Origin of the sequence: Lentibacillus sediminis (assembly GCF_002763455.1) — a bacterium.
Lineage (GTDB): Bacteria > Bacillota > Bacilli > Bacillales > Amphibacillaceae > Lentibacillus_D > Lentibacillus_D sediminis_A.
Map to the genome: position 1 here is coordinate 269358 of NZ_NIXK01000006.1, position 20490 is coordinate 289847.

Consider the following 20490-nt stretch of genomic DNA (forward strand, 5'->3'; position numbering starts at 1 on the left):
ATTCCGGTTAAAAGCATTTCTTGTTTTTGTACATAATACTCTTTATCAATTATAATATCATTATTTTTTAACTCTTATTGTATATTGTATATATTTTAACTACCTTCTACAGCTTTTAAAAAGAGAATTGGATGATCTTATATATTTCAACCCCTTTCAATTGTAATATCTTAATTGCACCTTAACTATAACAACCTCATCTAAGTTTTTAAATATGCATCTTTGCCTAAAAAATCTGGAAAAGCATTTATATTGTAAAAATCATTTTTCAGTATGGAAAACTCCTAATTGTCACCAAACTGAGCCTCCAATGTCAATTTTCTATGAGACCACTTCTTAGTGGTAGCTTGAATGAGTCGAGGGAACCACTAAGTAATCGCTCATGTTATGCTTTTAATGCGAAAATACTGCTGAATCAAGGCTAAAACATACTTGTCCACTCTATAGTAACGTTGGCCCAAAATTATGTCACAAGTTGCACTATCTCATGTGTTTATTTATTCATCATTTCGGCTTCTTATCAGCTCTCCTAATAAAAATCAAAGTAACAACCATTAACACAATAACGGCTACACCTAACACAGACAACTTAATTGGCAGAAAAGGTCCATTTATCGGTGGATCAAATAAAAAGACATGTGGCCAAGGCATATAATCTCCCTGTGTTATTACTTCTAAAACGGTATAGATCATAATAATCGTTAAAGAAATTTCAACATTTTTAATGAGAACGATCAGCGAAGTACCCAGAAGCATATAGAATAAAGTCAGAATAATAAAGTGCAATACATTTATCCCTGTAAGTATGGATGCATCATATTTGATAATTAATATGCTGCATAACACAGCTAACCCTATTACATGCAAAAAGAAGTATCTGAAAAAATCAACCGGAAATCTTTTGGAATAATAGGGTACCAGCGTTTCTTGGGCACCCTCTTCATACATTTCACTTAATCGGTAAAGTATCCACCAGCATGAAAACGGGATGAACAATCCCTGTATGACAACGATGTTATTGTATCTATCATCTACTATTCCCGGCGCTAGGACAATGATAGACAGAGAAAAAGCAAACATAACTACCGGCACAAAAAAGATGACACCCATTGTCTTCATATCGAAACGAAATGAAAGGAAGATGTTTTCGATAAAATGTTTCATTCATCTTCCCCCTTGACCACCGCCAGATAGCCATCAATTAATCTCGGAGGCACTGATTTAGCCTCTTTTTCTTCATGATTGGAAAACACACGCACACTGATTTTTGTTTCTTCTTCGGTTATTTGGACGACTTCTTTATGGTTCATAATCTCATCAAGTTCTTCAACCGTGGCATCATATTCCCAAACATATCCTGCAGCTTGAGCTTTCAGTTCAGCTGGTGTACCTTCAAAGAGTACCTTGCCCTTTTTCAAAACACCTACCTTGGTACTTAGAAACTCAATATCCTCAACAATATGGGACGAAATGATAATCGTATGATTAGCGCCTAAATTCTTTAGTAAGTTGCGAAACCGGATTCGTTCTTCTATGTCTAAGCCAGCCGTGGGTTCATCAAAAACCAATATAGATGGCTTTCCGATTAATAATTGGGCAATCCCAACCCTTTTTCGCATCCCGCCTGATAACTCGATCATTTTCTTATTTTGATGTCCTTGAAGATTGACTTCATTGATTACTTGATTTACAGTGTCTCTTCTCTCCCTTTTATCCATAACCCCCTTAAGCATAGCAATATGATCTAATGCCTCTTCTGCGGAAATATTGGGATAAACCATAAAGTCCTGTGGCAGATAACCAATTCGTTTATTTTGCTTAACATATTTCCCCTTCACATAATCCTCTCCATAAATTGTAAGACCACCGCTGTCAAGAGAAATAAGGCTTGAAATAATTTTCATCAGCGTAGTTTTTCCGGCTCCATTTGGCCCAATTAAACCATATATGCCTTCCATATTTAAGGAAACGTCTGTTAATATGGGGTGCTTTTTCATTTGTTTATTGATGTTAGAAAGCTGTATCATGATTCTTCCCCCCTGAAGTCATAAAGTAATTCCAATGCCTTTTGCCAGCTATCTGAAACATGGTGCATTTCTTTATACCATAAAATCAAAAAATCTCTTTGCCGTTCATTCTCCAACCGGTGATATTCTTCATAGAATGTATTGATTGATTCTTCATTTGGCAAAAAAGCTGGCCGTGTTTCTGCAAATGGTGCATAACCAGGGGCATCGAAATCCAAGTAGGCCTTAATATATGCCGCTAGTAATCTATTGAAAGCCATAATTTGCTCGTATTCATCAATTTCACGGTTATCATAATTCCAAAGTAATGCCTGTAAATAGATCTCCGGAATATCTCCCACAGCTGAGCTTATATTTAACATTGTTCCGTGATTAATAAGCAGATGGTCACTGCTTATGTAAGCATTGCTCCCTAAGTTTGGTGAAAGTAGTATAATTTCATTGGGCAGTTCCACATCCGTAATATCGAACATATCTACTAATACATTATGAACATCAATTAGTACGCTCTCATATGCCGGCCAATCATCGGAGATATCAGACCAGGAATTCGGATAAACAACAACGCGATCATCAAAATTCTTTCTGGCTGTCATTCCCCCAATTACCGATATTCCTCCCGATACCTGTTCACTGTATGAATTTTCACCTATCTGTTCAACATTCGTATAGATAGGTAAACCGCCTTCATAAATCAAATTGTATTCGATATCTTTCTTCGTTTGCGTGGATAAGGTAAAGATGTCCCCACCAAAAATGTCATAGTGTTTATATTGCGGGTGGCTGGATTTCACTGGCACCCAGCTTAGGTAGTTAGGGAGAAATAAATAGTCTTCAGAAACCGGAATTTTTGCAGAATCCTGCATGATATATTCAAAAGTTAACTCAGCTTGCTCAGCCCCTGAGGCCCATTCTACCAAGACAAAATCACCTTCTTGTGTAAATTTAAGCGGTCCGTTTTCTTTACTCGTTATCTTTTCCACTGCAAACTGGTGATAAAGGGTAAAGGTGAGTTGATTACTTTGAACATTGCTTAACGTCACGGTTGTTTTCGCATGTGTCTGGTCTGTATTTTTTAATTGGATATCATATTGTTCTATTGAATACTGCAAATTACCCACAAGAACTTCCTGCTCATAATCTTCATAATAGCTGTCTTCTTTATTCATAGCAGCATAGCTAAAAATCGGCTCCGTATACTTGGTAATTTGAGGAAGCAGCAACGCATTGATGGAAATTAAACATACTACCCCAATGAATATCATACTTTTTTCTCTTATTGTTCGTGTCGATTTTATGAGTACAAGAAAAATTAAAGCGAGAGACAAAAAGATCCAAAAAATTATCTTGAGATAAGAAGATATGGATAAATCATACCCAACGAGTTCCTTGTAATTAATTAATGGACTGATATAAAAGATTACCCTCGCATCTGATGGAGGAATTTGCCGAAAGTATTGGGAGAATAACTCTGTATTCACGGGTCCGATTGCAAACCAGCAAATTAAAATAAATACAAAACTGGTTTTATTTTTTCCGAATACCAATGCAGTAAGTGTCCCTAATAATAGTGCAAATACAAAAGGGAGGTACCAATACACAAAAACATAGGAAGCTGTTTGAATATAAAAGCTGGAAAGTGGTATACCGGAAAAGAAAAAATACATATAAATGAAGACAAGCTGCACGCTGATAAAAACAAAGAGAAATAATAGATGATTACATAAAATAGCTGCTATTTTTAAGAGCGTAACACGAAAGGTGCCGACAAATAAATTGCCCACACCAAATCTGAATTCATCGGAAAACAGCTTATAAAAGAAAATCATAAATAATAACATCATTGCCTGGACAATCAGCATCATTTCTCCTGTGAAACTCCCATAATTCATATAATCGAATTCTTCGTTTATATTGATTAAAAACCTGATTATAAGCATAATAATCATGAATAGCATAGACCCCACATAAAATGGGCTTTTAAGCATTTGTCTGAAATAAAATAAAAAAATATCAGAAAACATAAGAACACCCCCACTCTTTTTTACAATATATGAATTTTTCCGATCTATATTTCATTATTACAAGAAAGCATTAATCAAGCTGTCTAATCTTTTTATTCGTCAAACCAAGCAATGAAACGATTATTATAATCAGTCCTGCTAAGCTCATAGATAATGTCGTCCCTAGATTTTCAATTAAATATCCAAACAGACTGTAGCCAACCGGCAGTAAAGCTAACCCGCCAAACATCTGGAAACTCGTTATCCGCCCAAGCACTTTTTCATCCAATAGTTCCTGCACCGCGCTATCCCAAATGATGACAAATGCCGTTAAGCTAAATCCAATAATCGCCAGCAAAAGCAGGGCCAGGGTCAAAAATGGAGTTAACGACAAAAGCAGCACACAAACTCCCGATAAAGCCATAAATGCGTAATACAAGATGCCGCGGTGCGAGATTCGTTCCAGGCGCCCGATTAGTGCGGCACATGACAAGGCACCAATCGCCAAAGCGGCCAGAAACCAACCGTAAGTCTCCACCCCGCTAAAGGACATCTCTGCAAACACAGGCAAAATGATGACGTCAAAGGAAGCAATCCCGATATTGGATAATGAACCGAGTAATATACTTGCACCAAGCCAGGCGCGCTCCCGAATCGCATTCCAGCCGTTTTTGAAATCTTTCCAGAAAGACGTCGGAGTGTTTTGCTCACTTATCCTTTTTTCTGATTGCAGCGTGATGAATGAAACAAATAATGCAGACAGCAGAAATGTAACCGTATTGATGCTATAGGCAGCGTATAACCCAATAGAGGCTACCAGGGTTCCACCGATAACAGGACCAACCATTTCGCTCACTTCCTGTGAAATGGATCGCAGCGAATTAGCAGATATAAGCTGATTTTTCCTTACTATTCGAGGAATAATTCCACGAACCGCCGGGCGGTAAAACGTACTAAGCAACCCCATTAGACCTGTTAATATGTAAATATGAGGCAATACCAGCATATCACTGAGTAAAAGCAAAGTGATTCCAAGTACGGCTGCTCCGCGAATAACATCACAAATGATTAGAACTTTCCGTTTCGACCAGCGATCAACATATACTCCGCTGATCAGCAAGAAAATAATCTGCGGAATAATAAAGAATGAATGGGCTAACCCCAGTTCTACGGCCCCTCCTCCAACGTGGAAAATCAAAAAAGGAAGACAGGTGTAGTAGATTGCCAACCCAAAGAAAGATATGCTTTGCCCTGACCACAACAGCGCAAAGGGTTTGTTATGCAAGACATTTAATGTTTTGGGTTTATTTGCGATAATATCCCCTCTTCCTGATGAGCATGGCAAAATTTATTAGACTTACTCCCCCTTCATCTCTGTCACGATGAAATAAATTCCGCTACCAATCAGAATGACACTTATGATAATTGGAATCATCCCAATATCTATCAGTGCCGTGCCAAATTTTCCCGCATCTGTACGCCAGCTTGTCAAGGTTGTAGAGTAAATTGCAGATCCGATAAACGTCATGCCAAACAAGATGATACTCGTCAAAGAAGCAGCAATTCCTATGATGAATTTTTTCAAATTGGAGCCCCACTTTCACGAACAATAAAATTGTTGTATAATTCTTACATGCGCTTTAATAATAACAAACATATCTCAATTTTTAAATATGCATCTTGACATAATTTAAGGGGGTATTAAATTGGAAACAGTTGGGGGGAAAATACTTTATTACCGGAAAAAACGCGGGTTTACGAGAAGTGACCTGGTAGAAGGCATTTGTAATGAATCCACCTTGTTTCGCATCGAGAAGGGATTAGGAAATAAAACCCCGAACATGTTTATTATTGAGCAGTTATGCCAAAAACTTGCCATCCCCATGCCTATGTTATTTAATGAGTCCAAAAACGAGAAACAGCAATCCATAGATTCTATAAAACAAAAGTGTCGAATGAATGTTTATGATAAAGCATATAACAAACTTAAACACAACCTCAACATTCTAAATTCCTTAGTAGAGGAAACCGAATCCGACTATTATTATCACCGTTTATTTATCACTTGGCATGAAGCCATCCTTCTTAAACATAATAAGCAGCCAAGGATTTGCTTTTAAAGTCACTTCCTGCCGCACTGGTGCTCGAAACAGAAATAGCAATGGCGAACTCTTTGGGTCTAATTTACGATACGCTAGAAGAGCAAAACCGCGCTTTGAAAACCTTTCATCAGGCATTTGAAGCAGTAAATTCAATCAGGACACTAAACGATCAAACTTTATTTGTCCGTACTTGCTATAACTATGCTTATTGCTTGTTTTATAATAAGGAATATCAACGGGTAATAGATGTAATGAAAAAAGTGGAAGCTTTTAGTCAAACAAACCATCTATCCTACATGGGAGGTCGTTCCTGTCATATACTTGCTATGACTTATAAAACAACTGGCAATCTCAAACTGGCGAAACAATACATGGAAAAAGCAATCTCTATATTTTCACTTAAAAAGAACAAAGAGTACCTTGAAAAAGCGGAAAAAGACCTAAATAGAATTCGTTCGGAAATGGATTAACAAAGCAAAACGGATGAACCCCAAGGGCTGCATCCGTTTTTTAACCCTATTCATAACTAACCAAAAATACTCCTTCTTCTCGCGCCGAATGGCAGTGAACTGATCCTCAATCCTTCCTTCTTGCCACGACTATGCTAAGATGCATATTTATAAATTTAGAAATTTGTAATATGATCTAAGTAATTGGGAAAAACCATTTTCCAGAGGCTTTTGTTTTGCCTTATTTGAAAGTTATAATAAATATATAGACCATAATAGGGGGATATTATGCAAAAAATTATTATTTCCAGCCTGTTAGTATTGATGTTTTTCTCTCTAACTGCCTGTAGTAAAAGTGAGGAAGATGATTTTGCACGTTACTACCCTGACCTGCTGCCAAATGCAGCGACGGAATATCGATTATATGCCGTTGGTAATGAAATTACACGGGAACAATTGCAGGAAGAGGATATTGACATTGCTGAAATTAGCTATAGGTCTTCAATTGAGACAGTCAATCAGGAATATCCTCGTTTGGAACTGGAAGAATCTCCAGCGTATCTTTTGTTTGATATCAACGGACTCGTTCACAAAACCTATGATTATGAAAAATTGATTAACTATTTGAAAGAGCATCCTGAGCCAGAACTTAATTAAACTAAGCTCAAGGAATGTAAAAGCGGATGTGCCCCACAAGGCTGCATCCGCTCCCTCCTACTTATAACTAACCAAAAAATACTTCTTCTTCCCGCGACGAATCACCGTGAATTGATCCTCAATCCGGTCCGCAACCCCAACTGCATAATCCAGCTCCTGCGTGCGTTCGCCATTAATGTAAATCGCTCCGTTTTTAATGTCTTCCCGTGCCTGTCGCTTGGAGGACGAAATATCTGCATCGACAAGCAGATCAATCAGCCCCAACTCCGTTTTTTCCGCATGGAAGGTTGGTACGTCTTTGAATCCCTGCTTTACCTCTTCCGCATTCAGACTCTTCAGGTCCCCGCTGAACAAGGAGGAGGTGATTCTCTGCGCCTGCTCAAGTGCTTCCTGGCTGTGAATTTCCTTGGTCATCTCTTCTGCCAGACGTTTTTGCGCTACACGTTTTTCCGGCTGGGTGCGCACTTCCTCTTCCAGCTGCTCCATTTCCTCCTCAGACAGGAAGGTGAAGTAGTGGAGGAATTTGATCACATCGCGGTCGTCGGTATTGATCCAGAACTGGTAAAATTCGTATGGCGATGTTTTCTCCGGATCGAGCCAGATCGCGCCTCCGGCTGTTTTTCCAAATTTGGTGCCATCTGCTTTGGTGATCAGTGGTACGGTTAAGCCAAAGACATTTATTTCCTGGTCCTCGTGCTCTCTGGAGCGGCGGATCAGTTCCATCCCAGCGGTGATGTTGCCCCATTGGTCACTTCCACCGATCTGCAGGGTACAGTTTTCTTCTTCATACAATTTCAAGTAGTCGAGTGACTGCAAAATCATGTAGCTGAATTCTGTGAACGTGATGCCCTGCTCGATTCGTGCCGACACCGACTCTTTAGCAAGCATGTAATTGATGCCGAAATGCTTGCCGGCATCACGGAGAAAGTCAATGATCGTCATCTTCGCCAGCCAGTCATGATTGTTGCGCGACTGTACGGGATTTTCTCCTTTGTCAAAATCAAGCAGCCGGCCAATTTGCTTTCTGATTTTCTCGCTGTATTCCTGAACGACTTTTTCTTCATTCAGCGACCGCTCGCTCGTGCGGCCACTCGGATCACCAATCATACCGGTACCGCCGCCGACCAAGGCAATCGGTTTATGCCCGGCTTTCTGGAATCTTTTTAGCATCGTGATCGGAACCAGATGTCCGATATGCAGACTGTCCGCCGTCGGGTCGAAGCCAGCATACAGTGTCACCTGATTTTCTGTCAGATGTTTCTCCAGCCCCTCCCGATCCGTCGTTTGATGAATCAAGCCACGTTTTTCCAAATCCTGTAAAATATCCATGTTTTCCTCACTCCATCCTAATATTATTCTAACTCGAAGAATGTCAGCAATCCGTCTGAAACAACAAAAAAACCCGCCCCTCTGAAAAAAGGGACGAGTTCTTAAGCACGCGGTACCACCCTTGTTGCACCCGCTGGATGCCACTTGGGATTGTTAACGATGTCTCCACCGTTTCTTTTCAGACGGCATTCTTGAGCCAATCTGAATAGAACATACTCCGGACTTGTAATTCGCCTGCAAATATATGCTGCCTCGCACCTGCCGCCAGCTCTCTGTCAAAGTGATTTGCACTGCTACTTGCTTCCATCTTCGCATCATTTTTTTATTATTACTTATACTTAACATATCTGAAGCAAAAAAGCAACAGCCTGTTCCAATCCTTCCTACAAATTGACAAGCGATTATGGTATACTTAGATTGCTATATTAGGAGGTTTATAGATGGATTTTAAAGAAAAGCTACATAAATATATGCAAAAATTCAAAGAGATTTGGTCGACCGGGAAGATTCAGCGTTCCTCCCGAATCACCTATGATGTCACCTGGAATGTGATTCTGTTTTTCCTGGTGGTCGGCTTTATCGGCACGTTGTTTGTCGGTGGACTCGGCGCGGGGTATTTTGCCTCCCTTGTTCAGGACCAGCCGATTCGCAGCCACGCGGAGATGCAGGAGGATATTTACAATTACAGCGAGACATCGAGCTTGTATTTTGCGGGAGAAGAATATTTTGGCGATGTGCGCTCCGACCTTTACAGGGAAGAGACGTCACTCGAAAATGTTTCCGATACGCTGATCAATGCAGTGATCGCTACAGAAGATGAATATTTTGAAGTGCATGAAGGGATTGTTCCTAAAGCGATTTTCCGTGCGCTGGTGCAGGAAGTAACCAATGCACCGATTCAGACCGGCGGGAGCACGCTGACCCAGCAGCTGGTCAAAAACCAGATTTTGACCAATGAAGTGTCGTTTGAGCGGAAAGCCAAGGAGATGCTGATTGCCCTTCGTCTTGAGCGGTTCTTTGAGAAAGACGAGATTCTGGAAGCATATTTAAACATTGTGCCATATGGACGGGATGCTTCCGGCCGCAACATAGCCGGTATTCAGACAGCGGCACAAGGGATTTTTGGCATTGATGCTTCGGAAGTCAATCTCCCGCAGGCCGCTTATCTGGCGGGACTGCCGCAGAGCCCATCTGCCTACACTCCATTTGCCAACTCCGGCGGGTTAAAAGAAGAAGAGGGACTGCAGCCGGGATTGAACCGGATGGAGCAGGTATTGGAGCGGATGCTCGATTCCGAGTATATTACGCAGGAAGAATACGATCAGGCAATGAATTATGATATTGTCAGTGATTTTACCGAGGATTTTGAATCACCGATAGAAACCTACCCGCATCTGACCTATGAACTGCAGGACCGGGCAACCGAAATTCTAATGGAAATTATCGCTGAAGAAGACGGCTACACGATGGAAGATCTGGAGGCCGATGAGGAACTGTATGCGGAATACTGGACCCTTGCCGAGCGCGATTTGCGCAATAAGGGCTATCAAATCCATTCGACAATTAATAAAGAGATTTATGACCGTATGCGTGATGTGACGCAGAACTATGAGAATTATTTGCCCGACTGGACAGGGAGTATAGAAAGACCCAATGGGGAAATCGTCGAGAGAATGCAGGCGCAAACCGGTAGTATTCTGATTGAAAACTCCAGTGGCAGGATCATCAGCTTTGTCGGCGGACGTAATTTCAATGAAGGAGATCAGGTGAATTACGTTACTTCGCCTCGTTCGCCGGGGAGTACGATAAAACCTCTTCTTGTGTATGCTCCTGCTATGGAAGAAGGAGTTGCTCAGCCAGGAACGCCTATAGCGGATGTGGACCTGCCAATCGGGAATTATGATGAATTAAACAACTACAGCGGGCGGTTTTACGGACTTGTTCCGGCACGAACAGCATTGAAGTATTCGTACAATAACTCTACAGTGCGACTTTACAACAAAATCATTGACGGCAACCCAGCGAAGAACTATTTGGAAAGAATGGGAATCACGACACTCCGAGATGAGGAACACGCGTATCTTTCCCTGGGCATAGGGGCAACACACCGCGGGGTGACTGTTGAGGAAAATACCAATGCCTTCAGCACATTGGGTAATAATGGTAAATTTGCTGATGCCTACATGGTCGCTAAAATAACCAATAATGACGGTGAAGTAATTTACGAGCATGAAGCGGAAACGAATGATGTATTTTCACCGCAAACGAATTACTTAACGATTGATATGATGCGTGATGTGATGACTGAAGGAACAGGTACCTATGCCGCTTCCCGATTAGCACACAGCGGGGTGGATTGGGCCGGCAAATCGGGTACCTCAGAGAACTGGGAAGATGTCTGGTTTGTGGGTACTAACCCAAATGTGACACTTGGGACATGGATGGGCTATGAGATTCAGGAATCCTTATACGTTGAATCCTCTCCGCAGTGGCACAGCCAAAGTGTGCAGGGAATGTGGGCGGAGTTGGTAAACGCGGCAACAGACCTGAATCCGGAATTAATGGCCCCACAGGAGAATTTCGAGCGACCGGATGGTATTGTGGAACGAAGCTATTGTGCGATTTCCGGAAAATTGCCATCTGACCTTTGTGCAGAAGCAGGACTGATTCAATCCGATCTGTTTAACGCGGAATTTGTACCGACGGAAGAGGACGACAGCCTGGTCCGCGGCGGCAGCTATGTTACGGTGAACGGACGGTCTGTGATGGCGGGACCGAATACGCCTGGAGAATTTATCCAGGGGGATGGACTCACCTTCAGTCCTGAATTTATCGAGGAAAACGGATTTGGTGCATTGGGAAGTATTACTGAACTGTACCCAAGCACCAACCGGGCAGCCTGGGAGCAGATCGGTGCACCGAGCGGCAGCAGCAGCGGAAGTGTCGAGAATGACGGCAGCGCGCCGAGTGCCCCTGGTGGTGTCAGCAGCTCCGGCGGGACATTGAACTGGAGCGCTTCCGGCAGCAATGATGTGGTTGGCTACCGGATTTACCGTGCCTCTTCTCCGGGAGGAAGCTTCAGCCAGGTTGGCAGCACAACCTCGACCAGTTACTCAATTGGAGGCGACGGCGTTTACCACGTCCGGGCCGTTGATTATTTCGGAATGGAATCTGGTGCCTCCAATGAAGCGGTTGTTGGTTCACCGTCTTCTGGAGGCGGCGGAGATAATTCTGATTCGGGATCGGATGGAGATTCCGGTGATGGAGACGGTGACGGCGGCAACAGTAACGATGAGGGCGAAGATAGTGGTAGTGATAGCGAATCTGGTGGAGACAGTGAAGGAACTGGCGGCGATGACTCCAGTGGTAGTGAAGGTGATGCTAATAACGGATCCGACGGTGGTAGCAACGGAGAAGGTGGCTCCAGTGGCAGCAGTGGCGATGGCAACGGATCCGACGGCGACGGATCTAACAGCAATGGTGAAGCTGGTGAAGACGGCGATGAGAACACCGAATCAGACGACCAATAAGCATACCATTTAAACACCAATACCAAAAAAGGGACCTCTCTCCTGCAAAGGAGCCAGAGATCCCTTTTTTATTTTCCCGCCGAACATTGAATTACTAAAAATCTCATGCCTTTTCCTGTATAATAAAAGAAAGGCACAACTTTCAGACAGGTGGTGAAAGAGTGAAGCACACGAAAACGCATTATTCGCAAACGCGGGAGACGGCACATGGTGAAATAACCATTGAGGGTCCGCTGGATGCCGAAACCCTGAAAAATTATGAGTTTCACGAGCAGCTGACAGCATTCCGCCCGGCGAAGAAGCAGTTTGAGGCGATCATTGGTATTGCTGCTGACTTTCCGGAAGGCAGGATTATTGTTGCGAGAACGGCAGATACGATTATTGGCTATGTCACGTACCTGCATCCCGACCCGCTGGAAAGATGGTCCACCTTCAACATGGAGGAACTTATGGAGCTTGGTGCGATTGAAGTGATTCCTGACTATCGCGGCAGCGGGATTGCATCCGGTCTGCTGAAGGTTTCCATGATGGATGATTATATGGAAAACTATATTACAATTTCCACGGAGTATTACTGGCATTGGGATCTTGACGAAACTAGACTGAGTATTTGGGATTACCGCAAAGTCATGGAGAAAATGATGGTCGCGGGCGGTCTCACCCCTGCTCCAACCGATGACCCGGAAATCATCTCCCACCCGGCCAATTGTTTGATGGTGCGGATTGGGTCGAAGGTAAGTGAAGCGTCCATTCAGCAATTTGATAAACTCAGGTTCCTGCAGCGTCATGAATACCGCAGCATGAGGGAGGGATTTTAATGCTGGTAGAAGAAATAATGAAGCGGGAAGTGATCCATTTACAGGCAGATGCTACCATTGCAGAAGCATTGCAACTACTGGAGAGACATCATATCAGACACATTCCGATTGTCGATGAGTCACTGGCAGTCACCGGCATTGTTTCCGACAGAGATCTGCGTGATGCCAGCCCTTCTGTTTTCAATTTGGAAGATAGCGAGCATGAGCTGAATCATCCGCTTGATTCAATCATGTCCCAGCCGGTCGTCACCGTACACCCACTAGATTTCGTCGAAGAAATTGCCCGGATTTTCTATGAACAGGAATTCGCGGCACTTCCTGTCGTGCAAAACAACCAGCTAGTTGGCATCGTCACCGAAAAGGACATGCTTCACACGCTGATCCAGTTAACCGGTACCAATGTACAAAGCTCGCATATAGAGGTAAAAGTCCCCCACCGCCCGGGGATTCTGCCAGAGGTTGCCTCTTTGTTTGGAAAGCGCAACGTCAATATCGTTTCCGTATTGATTTACCCGTTTAAGGATGATCCGAATTTTAAAATACTCGTTTTCCGGATTCAGACAATGAACCCGCTCCCCCTCCTGGAAGATTTGCGGGAAGCAGGGTATGAGCTGATGTGGCCAAATACACTTCCGGAGGGCAACCAATGACTGGAAAAGCTGCATTTGTCTATTCTGATGAGCTATTAAACTATCACTTTCACCCGGATCATCCTTTTAATCAAAAACGGGTGCTTTTGACCAAGGAATTGCTGGAGGCGGCGGGACAGCTGAATGAAGATGACCTGATCACTCCCCGCGTGGCCACAGACCGGGAGCTGGCATTGTTTCATGACACAGCCTATATGGAAGCATTGAAAAAAGCGAGCAATGGCCTTCTTAGTGAAAACAAAGGACTGGAATTTGGAATAGGCACAGAGGATACACCTATTTTTCCGGGGATGCATGAAGCGGCAGCCGCTTTAACGGGGGCAAGTCTGACAGCTGTGGATGCTGTTCTCCAGGGAAAAGTGAAGCATGCATTCAATTCGGGCGGCGGGCTGCATCACGGGCTCAAACGAAAAGCAGCGGGATTTTGCATTTACAATGATGGCGCAGTCGCAATTAAATACATCAGAGAAAAATATAATGCCAGAGTTCTCTATGTGGATACTGATGCGCACCATGGTGATGGCGTGCAGTGGGCGTTCTATGACGATCCGAATGTCTGCACCTTTTCTATTCACGAAACCGGAAGATATCTGTTCCCCGGCACCGGCAATGTCTCGGAACGCGGGATTAAAGACGGACATGGTTATGCCTTTAATCTTCCAATTGACGCTTTTACGGAGGACGAGTCGTTTCTCCAATTGTATGAATCGGCTTTCCGGGAGATCGCTGCGTATTTCCAGCCGGATGTGATCGTCACACAAAATGGCGCAGATGCACACTGTTATGATCCGCTCACCCATTTATGCGCCACGACCATTATCTATGAAAAAATTCCGAAGTTGGCACATACGCTTGCCCATCAATATTGTGACGGCAAATGGATTGCCCTTGGCGGCGGTGGGTATGATATTTGGCGTGTCGTGCCACGGGCATGGGCGCAAGTATGGAATGTAATGAAGACCGGCGAGGCTTTAACTGGTGAGCTGCCGGCATCCTGGCTGGAGAAATGGCAGCAAGAAGCTCCGCGTCCCTTGCCTGCTCAGTGGCAGGACGGTTCGGATATCGTGCCGGACATTCCGCGGAAACAGGATATTACTGAAAAAAATGCCTTGATGCTGGAACAGCTGCTGAAATATACAAAACTGCCGAACAGTGACAAAAGGAGTTGACATTCAGCTGTCAACTCCTTTCTTCTGGGCTTTTAGAGATATCTTCCATAATCACAATCTCCACTCGCCGGTTCCTGCTCATATTTTCCGCACTTGTATTGGACTCCAGCGGTTCTGTTTCCCCATAGCCGACAATGCGAAAGCGCTGCTCAGGCAATTCATTTTCTTCAATCAGGTAACGTACCACACTGCCTGCCCTGGCGCCGGACAGCTCCCAATTGGAAGGATAGCGGAAACTCGACATCGGCCGGCTGTCTGTATGTCCTTCCACCCGCACATCATTTGGAATGTCCCCCAAAAGCGTGCCGATCCTGTTTAAGAATTCCTCCGCGGATGGTAAAATTACCGCTTCACCGGAATTAAATAGAATACTATCCTGCAGCACCAGCACCACACCCTGTTCTGTTCTGGATGCTGAGACCACATTGTTTAAATTATTTTCATTCAAATATTGTTCCACATTGCTCATCAGCGCCCCGAGTGTATCCTCCTCTTCTGCCGTCTCATCCCTGTCGTTTCGTTCCGGCAAATCGGTCGGTGTCTCAAACTGATTGGATGTCTCCCCGCTTTCCTCATGGCTCGTGTTTTCTGTCGGATTCTCCATTGGCACCGGAGACGGGTAAAAATCAAATATCATCCGGTTGCGGAAGGACTCGGACACTGCCTCAAACTTCACTTCATCAATCTGCGACATCGAAAACAGCAGAATGAAAAAAACGAGGATCAGTGTCACCATATCCGAATATGTAACCATCCATTTGGGTGCACCTTTGTCCTGTGCCTTTTTCATCACTCTACGCCTCATGGACGGTCTCCTCCACGAAACCTTCTTCTTCTTTTTCCGCTTCCTGCTGCTGCTTCATTTTTGTCTCATTGGACAGGAAGGCACCCAGCTTTTCTTCCAGAATTCTCGGATTCTGTCCGGACTGCACGCCAATAATTCCTTCGATGATAATTTGTTTGATAAAAATCTCTTCTTCGGTTTTTGCAGCCAGTTTACTTGCCATCGGGGTAAAAACCAGATTGGCAAGCACGGTCCCGTACAAGGTGGTAAGTAAAGCAACAGCCATGTTTGGCCCGAGTGTCGCCGGATCCTCCAGACTGTTGAGCATCAGCACCAGCCCCACAAGCGTTCCAATCATACCCCATGCAGGCGCATACTCTCCCGCCTTTTCAATAAGCGAACGGCCTTTATAATGGCGTTCTTCCATCGCGGTAATTTCCGCATTCATAATGTCGTTAATAACGTCAGGTTCAATTCCATCAACCGCAAGCAGGATGCCTTTTTCAATGAAAGGGTCTTTAACATCCTCCAGCTCATTTTCCAAAGCCAAAAGTCCTTCTCTCCGGGCGCGCTCCGACAAGCGGATAAACAGCCGAATCAAGTCAGGCAGCCGCTGCTCACTCTGGTTGAATGCTTCCCGTATCACTCTGTTTGCCATTCTAATCTGCCCGGTATTGAAACTGATCAGCATGGAAGCCACAAGTCCGCCGATTACAATAAAGATCGAGGCAATATCCAAGAAGGATGTGACCCCTTCTGTACCGCCATTTGATAAAATTGCCAGCATGATCATAATAAATCCAAGTGTTATGCCGATAGGAGTTAATATATCCCGTTTTCTCATATGCCCTCTCCCCAATTTCTTAAGTGAAAAATGTGCCAACTGGATGTCTCACGTGAGACATCCGGTTAAAGCACATTTGCTTCACTCTTTATATCGGCATATTTTTTATTTCGTTGAGCTTCTTTTTTCAATTCGATGCGGCAAAACAACTTTTTTCTCTTCCACTTCTTCTTTGTTCATGTATTTTGTAAGCAAACGCATGGCAACTGCTCCAATATCGTACATTGGCTGAACCACAGTGGTCAATGTCGGACGGACCATTGTCGAAAGCCGAGTATTATCAAAACCGACGACTTCCAAATCTTCCGGAACCTGATATCCCTTGTCCTGCGTCCCATGAATCACTCCAAGTGCCATTTCATCCGAAGCAGCAAAAACTGCTGTCGGTTTCTCTGTCAGCTCATGCAGCTGCTCTGCCGCCTGTTTGCCGAAATCATAAGAATACTCACTGGAGGTCACAATGTAGTCCTCATTCAGGGTGATATCCGCATTCGCTAATGCCCGCTTGTAGCCTTCATATTTCTGTTTGTTAATATTGGAATCCTCATCACCGGAAACAAACGCCGGTTGGGCATGCCCTTTCTCAAGCAGAAAAGTGGTCGCTTCATAGGCTGCTGCTTCATAGTCGATATTCACAGACGGAATTTGGCCGCTCTCCTCATATGTTGCCGCCAGCACCACCGGTACAGACGAGCTGGTGAATTGCTGCACATGTTCTTCGGTAATATTGCCTCCCATGAATACAATCCCATCCACCTGTTTCTCCAGCATTGTGTTGATCAGCTGCAGCTCCTTGTCTTTATTTTGATCGGAGTTGCTCAAGATCATATTGTATTTATACATGGTGGCAATATCTTCAATTCCCCTCGCCAGTTCCGCAAAAAAGATACTGGAAATATCCGGAATCACTGCACCCACGGTTGTCGTTTTCTTGCTGGCCAGCCCTCTTGCCACGGCGTTCGGACGGTATCCCAGATTTTCAATGGTATCCAGTACTTTTCTTCTTGTAGTTGGTTTCACATTCGGATTGCCGTTGACCACCCTGGAAACGGTCGCCATCGACACATTCGCCTCTCTTGCAACATCATATATTGTTATCGTCATCTTGCTTACCTCCTGAAAAATCGATCTTCATTTCCTATATCATACTCTACCAGAAATAAAATTACAAAGAAAACCAAGGCCAGAGTGGGCTTGAAGGTATTGTTTCACCAATTTGTCGAATTATTTTTGGTTCCGGCGGGTGTTGCTGGATATAATTTCACTTTGGAGCAGCCGAAATTCCAGTAGGGCGTTTCTCAATATAAAAAAAAGCGCGACTGGAGGCCCGAAATGATGGATAGAACGTCTTTCAACTTCAAAAGTGCACGGCTGGACTCCTGAAATGATCGATAGAACGCCTCTCTACATCAAAAGTGCACGGCTGGACTCACAAAACGATCGATAGAACGCCTCTTTACATCAAATATGCACAGCTGGACTCACGAGATGCCAAGAAAAGTCCAGTAGACCAATTTTCCAGCAAAATCATCTGCCACAAATACCACCTTTTCATAACTATAATCGATTATAACTACAAAGAGGAGGCATTTTATAAAAAGATTTTAATAAAAATCAGAAAGACCGGCCCGCCATGAGGGGGGCCGGCCTATTAAAGCAGTCATCTATTTCAGTCGATCTGCCATCCGAGTCAATTCATCCATAAACGTATTAAAGGTCGGGATATCCATTTGCTGTGCAGAATCGGACAAGGCCACAGCAGGATCCGGGTGAACTTCTGCCATGATTCCATCTGCTCCAATTGCCAGTGCCGCTTTGGCCGCCGGCAGCAGAAGATCGCGTCTGCCGGTGGAATGGGTCACATCGACCATCACCGGAAGATGGGTTTCCTGTTTCAAAATCGGCACTGCCGAAATATCCAGTGTGTTTCTTGTCGCTTTCTCGTACGTCCGGATGCCGCGCTCACATAGAATAATATTTCCATTTCCGCGGGAAATAATGTATTCTGCAGCATTAATAAATTCTGAGATAGTCGCAGACAGCCCGCGTTTGAGCAATACTGGTTTATCCACCTCGCCGGCCGCTTTCAGTAATTCAAAGTTCTGCATGTTTCTTGCACCGATCTGAATGACATCGACATAATCAAGGGCTTCTTCAATGTGTGCCGGGTTAATGATTTCACTGACGACTGCCAGATTCTGTTCGTCTGCTGCCTTTTTCAGTATTTCCAGACCTTCCACACCAAGCCCCTGGAAATCATATGGAGATGTTCTTGGCTTGAACGCTCCCCCACGGAATAGCGTGACACCATTGTTTTTCACCGCTTCAGCAACTTGAGAAACCTGCTCATAGCTCTCGACGGAACATGGCCCCATTACAAATTGTGGTGTGCCATTGCCTATTTTGACTCCCTTAATATCAATCACGGTGTCATCAGGCTTCTTCTTGCGGGACACAAGCAGCGCTTTCCGATTGTCATCGAATTGCAATTCCAGGCTTGCTTTGAAAATTTCTTTAAAAATATGCTCAACCGTTGAGTTTTCAAACGGGCCGTCATTTTGGGCGGTAACCTGATTTAACATATCCCGCTCCCGAACAGGATCAAACCGCTCGATACCTTGTCTTGTTTTGATGTCACCAATTTTTTGCACGATCTTTGCCCGCCGGTTAACGGCTTCCAATAGTTCCAGATTCACATCATCCAGCTGGCTTCTAAGCTGTTCTAATTCATTTTGACTCATATTCCCCTGCCTCCTGTTAGTTTATTTATATATGATAGAAAATGATTAGGAACCATTATAGCGGAAAAGTAGCCATTTGTCATTCCCATATATTTGAAAACGTCCTCTAATTTCTCCCCAACAACAAAAAAGCAGGCGTACTGCCTGCTTTTTCCCACTTACTTATTTTGTTGTGGTTGTAGTTTCTGTTTCTGCTTGCTGATTATTTTTTTCCACTTCTTCTGCTGCTTCCTCAATTGCGTCTGCAACTTCTTCCGCAGCCTCAAGCGCTTCATCTTCCTTGGCGCGTCTTTGCTGCAGTTTACCCTTTACAGAATTGGTCAATTCTTTTGTTTTGAAAGAAGCTGATTTGGACAATTGTGCAGTAGAGTCCATTGCTTTTCGTCTCAGCTCAGAACCAGTGGTGTACGCTTTGTCTCTCCAATCCGAACCTTTTTCCTGTGCAGTGTCTTTCCAGTCAGAGGCACGGTTTTTCACCTGGTAAGCACCTTGGTTAATGTCGCCACGCAGCTCTTTCCCTGATTTCGGTGCCAATACCAATGCCACAGTGGCACCAACGATTCCTCCGATTAATGATCCAATAACAAAATCCTTTGTGTTGATACTGTTGTTGCTGTTGTTGTTATTTTGATTCTCTCCCATGATTTGTTCCTCCTTTTAAAATGTCTACTTATTCTTTCTCTTGTTCATGAAATCCATAAAAGTGGCTCCCCACTTAACTGCCTGTGCAGCACGGTCATCGGTTTTTGCCGATGTGCGGTTGATGCTCTTGGAGAGCTGCTGCAGTGAAGCATTGAAGTCCTTAAGCGTTTGCCCCATCCCCTTTGCACCGTCAAACAGCCCATTCAGTTTATTGGATTTCTCATTAAAATCATCAGCCAGCTTGTTGGTTTTGGTTAGCAACTGTGTCGTTTCTGTGGTGACACCCTGCATTTGTTTTTCAAGTCCCTGCAGTGTATCGGACACATCATTTAATGTGTTTTTTGCTGCTTTTAAAGTAACCACTAAATAAATTACGAGTACGACGAAAGCCAGTGCAGCAATTGCTGCGGCAATGTACAGCAACACTTCCATTTCCCTTACCACTCCTTTGCTATGTATATTGTTGCATTTCCTGATGGCTGTAAAGGGATATTCATATTAAGTTATACCCGTTACAAAGACGGCTAAACATCAGGAGGGTATGAACAGGTTATCCTTTATTATACACCCTGCTGTTTATTATTTCGACAATTTCGCAGGAAATCCTTTATTTTTTTTGAGAAAATATCACTAGCGTTGCATAAATATCGTTGGAACATTCGGTGAAATAGATCCCAATATTTTTTGCCAAAAAATCAAAGTCCAGTCAAAGGTGGCTTTGTCCATTTTTTGAAAATTATATACA

19 protein-coding genes and 1 other annotated feature are annotated in these 20490 nt (G+C 43.7%); of the genes, 7 read left to right on the plus strand and 12 right to left on the minus strand.

Annotated features, from left to right (window positions below; genetic code table 11):
• Window positions 1-504: 504 nt before the first annotated feature.
• The 5 genes from CEG13_RS12115 to CEG13_RS12135 all read right to left on the minus strand — a co-directional run bounded on the left by CEG13_RS12115 (window position 505) and on the right by CEG13_RS12135 (window position 5615).
• Complete coding sequence (locus tag CEG13_RS12115; RefSeq protein WP_100012144.1) at window positions 505-1164, minus strand: hypothetical protein; 660 nt, start codon at window positions 1162-1164, stop codon at window positions 505-507.
• Window positions 1161-2027, minus strand: coding sequence for an ABC transporter ATP-binding protein (locus CEG13_RS12120; protein WP_100012145.1), 867 nt, complete (start codon window positions 2025-2027; stop codon window positions 1161-1163). Before CEG13_RS12120 ends, CEG13_RS12115 begins: the two co-directional genes overlap by 4 nt.
• Window positions 2024-4051: an ABC transporter permease gene (locus tag CEG13_RS12125; protein WP_100012146.1), complete on the minus strand. Its 2028-nt coding sequence runs from the start codon at window positions 4049-4051 to the stop codon at window positions 2024-2026. Before CEG13_RS12125 ends, CEG13_RS12120 begins: the two co-directional genes overlap by 4 nt.
• 70 nt (window positions 4052-4121) lie before the next feature.
• Window positions 4122-5375: an MFS transporter gene (locus CEG13_RS12130; RefSeq protein WP_158234679.1), complete on the minus strand. Its 1254-nt coding sequence runs from the start codon at window positions 5373-5375 to the stop codon at window positions 4122-4124.
• Window positions 5376-5387: 12 nt separating this feature from the next.
• On the minus strand, window positions 5388-5615 hold the full coding sequence (locus CEG13_RS12135; RefSeq protein ID WP_100012148.1) for a hypothetical protein: 228 nt from the start codon (window positions 5613-5615) through the stop codon (window positions 5388-5390).
• 121 nt (window positions 5616-5736) lie between these two features.
• Here CEG13_RS12135 and CEG13_RS12140 point away from each other — a divergent pair, with 121 nt between their 5' ends.
• From CEG13_RS12140 to CEG13_RS12150, 3 genes are all read left to right on the plus strand, one after another.
• Window positions 5737-6150 (plus strand): helix-turn-helix domain-containing protein, encoded by a 414-nt coding sequence (locus tag CEG13_RS12140; RefSeq protein ID WP_100012149.1) that lies wholly within the window; start codon window positions 5737-5739, stop codon window positions 6148-6150.
• Window positions 6141-6602, plus strand: coding sequence for a tetratricopeptide repeat protein (locus CEG13_RS12145; protein ID WP_100012150.1), 462 nt, complete (start codon window positions 6141-6143; stop codon window positions 6600-6602). Before CEG13_RS12140 ends, CEG13_RS12145 begins: the two co-directional genes overlap by 10 nt.
• A 267-nt stretch (window positions 6603-6869) precedes the next feature.
• Window positions 6870-7238 carry a hypothetical protein gene (locus CEG13_RS12150; RefSeq protein ID WP_100012151.1) on the plus strand — a complete coding sequence of 123 codons (369 nt, stop codon included), beginning with the start codon at window positions 6870-6872 and terminating at the stop codon, window positions 7236-7238.
• Window positions 7239-7295: 57 nt separating this feature from the next.
• On the opposite strand, the gene tyrS is transcribed toward CEG13_RS12150, so the two are convergent.
• A complete protein-coding gene (gene tyrS / locus CEG13_RS12155) occupies window positions 7296-8567 on the minus strand; it encodes a tyrosine--tRNA ligase (RefSeq protein WP_100012152.1) in 1272 nt (423 codons plus the stop codon).
• Window positions 8568-8653: 86 nt separating this feature from the next.
• Window positions 8654-8886: a binding site (T-box leader), on the minus strand.
• Between the two features lie 121 nt (window positions 8887-9007).
• On the opposite strand from tyrS, the gene CEG13_RS12160 reads away from it, so the two are divergent.
• The 4 genes from CEG13_RS12160 to CEG13_RS12175 all read left to right on the plus strand — a co-directional run bounded on the left by CEG13_RS12160 (window position 9008) and on the right by CEG13_RS12175 (window position 14734).
• Window positions 9008-12097, plus strand: coding sequence for a transglycosylase domain-containing protein (locus CEG13_RS12160; RefSeq protein ID WP_100012153.1), 3090 nt, complete (start codon window positions 9008-9010; stop codon window positions 12095-12097).
• Window positions 12098-12258: 161 nt separating this feature from the next.
• Window positions 12259-12915, plus strand: coding sequence for a GNAT family N-acetyltransferase (locus CEG13_RS12165; RefSeq protein ID WP_100012154.1), 657 nt, complete (start codon window positions 12259-12261; stop codon window positions 12913-12915).
• Window positions 12915-13565 carry an acetoin utilization AcuB family protein gene (locus CEG13_RS12170; protein WP_100012155.1) on the plus strand — a complete coding sequence of 217 codons (651 nt, stop codon included), beginning with the start codon at window positions 12915-12917 and terminating at the stop codon, window positions 13563-13565. The genes CEG13_RS12165 and CEG13_RS12170 overlap by 1 nt, the downstream gene beginning before the upstream one ends.
• On the plus strand, window positions 13562-14734 hold the full coding sequence (locus CEG13_RS12175) for an acetoin utilization protein AcuC (RefSeq protein WP_100012156.1): 1173 nt from the start codon (window positions 13562-13564) through the stop codon (window positions 14732-14734). The genes CEG13_RS12170 and CEG13_RS12175 overlap by 4 nt, the downstream gene beginning before the upstream one ends.
• A 10-nt stretch (window positions 14735-14744) precedes the next feature.
• On the opposite strand, the gene motS is transcribed toward CEG13_RS12175, so the two are convergent.
• The 6 genes from motS to CEG13_RS12205 form a co-directional block, all read right to left on the minus strand.
• On the minus strand, window positions 14745-15539 hold the full coding sequence (gene motS, locus CEG13_RS12180; protein WP_100012157.1) for a flagellar motor protein MotS: 795 nt from the start codon (window positions 15537-15539) through the stop codon (window positions 14745-14747).
• The gene (motP, locus tag CEG13_RS12185) at window positions 15529-16362 is read right to left on the minus strand and encodes a flagellar motor protein MotP (protein ID WP_100012158.1); all 834 of its coding nucleotides are present in this window, start codon (window positions 16360-16362) and stop codon (window positions 15529-15531) included. Before motP ends, motS begins: the two co-directional genes overlap by 11 nt.
• 105 nt (window positions 16363-16467) lie before the next feature.
• On the minus strand, window positions 16468-17466 hold the full coding sequence (ccpA, locus tag CEG13_RS12190) for a catabolite control protein A (protein WP_100012159.1): 999 nt from the start codon (window positions 17464-17466) through the stop codon (window positions 16468-16470).
• 560 nt (window positions 17467-18026) lie between these two features.
• Window positions 18027-19103, minus strand: coding sequence for a bifunctional 3-deoxy-7-phosphoheptulonate synthase/chorismate mutase (locus tag CEG13_RS12195; protein ID WP_100012160.1), 1077 nt, complete (start codon window positions 19101-19103; stop codon window positions 18027-18029).
• A 162-nt stretch (window positions 19104-19265) separates the two neighbouring features.
• The gene (locus CEG13_RS12200; protein WP_100012161.1) at window positions 19266-19745 is read right to left on the minus strand and encodes a YtxH domain-containing protein; all 480 of its coding nucleotides are present in this window, start codon (window positions 19743-19745) and stop codon (window positions 19266-19268) included.
• A 24-nt stretch (window positions 19746-19769) separates the two neighbouring features.
• Complete coding sequence (locus CEG13_RS12205; RefSeq protein ID WP_100012162.1) at window positions 19770-20177, minus strand: DUF948 domain-containing protein; 408 nt, start codon at window positions 20175-20177, stop codon at window positions 19770-19772.
• Window positions 20178-20490: the final 313 nt, after the last annotated feature.

Coding starts and splice junctions, on each gene's coding strand:
- tyrS (WP_100012152.1), bottom strand. CDS start 8,567: ATGGATATTTTACAGGATTTGGAAAAACGTGGCTTGATTCATCAAACG.
- motP (WP_100012158.1), bottom strand. CDS start 16,362: ATGAGAAAACGGGATATATTAACTCCTATCGGCATAACACTTGGATTT.
- ccpA (WP_100012159.1), bottom strand. CDS start 17,466: ATGACGATAACAATATATGATGTTGCAAGAGAGGCGAATGTGTCGATG.
- CEG13_RS12150 (WP_100012151.1), top strand. CDS start 6,870: ATGCAAAAAATTATTATTTCCAGCCTGTTAGTATTGATGTTTTTCTCT.
- CEG13_RS12170 (WP_100012155.1), top strand. CDS start 12,915: ATGCTGGTAGAAGAAATAATGAAGCGGGAAGTGATCCATTTACAGGCA.
- CEG13_RS12160 (WP_100012153.1), top strand. CDS start 9,008: ATGGATTTTAAAGAAAAGCTACATAAATATATGCAAAAATTCAAAGAG.
- CEG13_RS12195 (WP_100012160.1), bottom strand. CDS start 19,103: ATGAGTCAAAATGAATTAGAACAGCTTAGAAGCCAGCTGGATGATGTG.
- CEG13_RS12125 (WP_100012146.1), bottom strand. CDS start 4,051: ATGTTTTCTGATATTTTTTTATTTTATTTCAGACAAATGCTTAAAAGC.
- CEG13_RS12115 (WP_100012144.1), bottom strand. CDS start 1,164: ATGAAACATTTTATCGAAAACATCTTCCTTTCATTTCGTTTCGATATG.
- motS (WP_100012157.1), bottom strand. CDS start 15,539: ATGAGGCGTAGAGTGATGAAAAAGGCACAGGACAAAGGTGCACCCAAA.
- CEG13_RS12120 (WP_100012145.1), bottom strand. CDS start 2,027: ATGATACAGCTTTCTAACATCAATAAACAAATGAAAAAGCACCCCATA.
- CEG13_RS12200 (WP_100012161.1), bottom strand. CDS start 19,745: ATGGGAGAGAATCAAAATAACAACAACAGCAACAACAGTATCAACACA.
- CEG13_RS12175 (WP_100012156.1), top strand. CDS start 13,562: ATGACTGGAAAAGCTGCATTTGTCTATTCTGATGAGCTATTAAACTAT.
- CEG13_RS12205 (WP_100012162.1), bottom strand. CDS start 20,177: ATGGAAGTGTTGCTGTACATTGCCGCAGCAATTGCTGCACTGGCTTTC.